Origin of the sequence: Tahibacter caeni (assembly GCF_024609805.1) — a bacterium.
Classification (GTDB): Bacteria; Pseudomonadota; Gammaproteobacteria; order Xanthomonadales; family Rhodanobacteraceae; genus Tahibacter; species Tahibacter caeni.
The window spans coordinates 1-1517 of record NZ_JANFVR010000600.1; the positions used below are offsets into that span (position 1 = coordinate 1).

Here is a 1517-nt window from a genome sequence, read left to right on the forward strand (position 1 = left end):
ACCGCAGAGCCGGCGCAGCACGGCAACTGCGCGGGCACGGCGGCGCGGCGCGCGCATGGTCAGCGCGCGAGCCAGCCGCCGTCGACCGGCAGCACGGCGCCGTGGACGTAGTCGGCCGCGCGCGAGGCCAGGAACACCGCCGCGCCGCCGAGATCGGCCGGATCGCCCCAGCGCGCGGCCGGAATCCGCGCGAGGATGTCGCGGTTGCGCTGTTCGTCGGCGCGCAGCGCCGCGGTGTTGGACGTCGCGAAATAGCCCGGCGCGATCGCGTTGACGTTGATGTCCTGCGCGGCCCATTCGTTGGCGAGCAGGCGGGTCAGCCCGAGCAGCCCGCTCTTGCTCGCCGTGTACGAAGCGACGCGTATGCCGCCCTGGAACGACAGCATCGAGGCGATATTGATGATCTTGCCGCCCTGCCCCGCGGCCACGCAGTGGCGCGCGAACGCCTGGGCCAGGAAGAACGCGGTCTTCAGGTTGACGCCGAGCACGGCGTCCCAGTCCTGCTCGCTGAAGTCCAGCGCCGCGGCGCGGCGTATCGTGCCGGCGTTGTTGACGAGGATGTCGGCGCGGCCGAGCTGTGCGACGGCGGCCGCGACGGCCTGCTCCAGGCCGGCCACGCGATCGAGGCCGGTCTCGATCCAGCGCAGACGCCGGCCGGCAGCGGCGACCGCCGTCGCGGTCTCGTCCGGCGCCGAGCGGCCGATCGCCGCGATGTCGGCGCCGGCCCGCGCGAGCGCGACGGCCATGGCCTGGCCCAGGCCGGTGTTCGCGCCGGTCACGAGCGCGACGCGGCCGGACAGATCGAACGGATGGCTCATTCGCGCCTCACTTCAGCTGACAGATGTCGAGCACGGCCATGTCGGTGTAGTCGAGATTCTCCCCGCCCATGGCCCAGACGAAGCCGTAGTTGGCCGTGCCCGAGCCCATGTGGATCGACCACGGCGGCGACACCACCGCTTCGTGATTGGCGACGACGAGATGGCGCGCCGCGTCGGGCTCGCCCATGAAATGGAATACGCGGTCGTTCGCGCCGAGGTCGAAGTAGAAATAGACCTCGCTGCGGCGGTCGTGCAGGTGCGGCGGCATGGTGTTCCAGACGCTGCCGGTATTGAGCAGGGTCAGGCCGAGCAGCAGCTGGCAGGACTGGCAGGTCGCCGGCACGATGTACTGGTAGATCGTGCGCTCGTTCGACGTGGCGAGCGCGCCGCGCTGCAGCGGCACGGCCTCGGCGATCGAGATGTGCACGGCCGCGTGGCGCGCGTGCGCCGGCGTGGAAGCCAGGTAGAACAGCGCCGGCTGCTCCGCCGACAGCGACTCGAAGACGACCTCGGCGCTGCCCATCGGCACGTACAGCGCATCGCGCGGCTGCAGCTCGAACACCTGGCCGTCGACGCGGATGCGGCCGGCGCCCTGGCCCACGTTGACGGCGCCGAGCTCGCGCCGCTCGAGGAACGGCTTGCCCGCGGCCGAGGCCGGCTCGGTCTGCGCCGGCAGCGCGACCGCCGCGCGGGCCGGCG

General features: G+C 72.4%; 2 protein-coding genes. Both read right to left on the minus strand.

The window, feature by feature from the left end:
• Positions 1–59: 59 nt before the first annotated feature.
• The gene (kduD, locus tag NON22_RS24175; protein WP_257389537.1) at positions 60–818 is read right to left on the minus strand and encodes a 2-dehydro-3-deoxy-D-gluconate 5-dehydrogenase KduD; all 759 of its coding nucleotides are present in this window, start codon (positions 816–818) and stop codon (positions 60–62) included.
• A 7-nt stretch (positions 819–825) separates the two neighbouring features.
• The coding region (gene kduI, locus NON22_RS24180) for a 5-dehydro-4-deoxy-D-glucuronate isomerase (RefSeq protein WP_257389538.1) at positions 826–1517 on the minus strand (692 nt) is incomplete at its 5' end.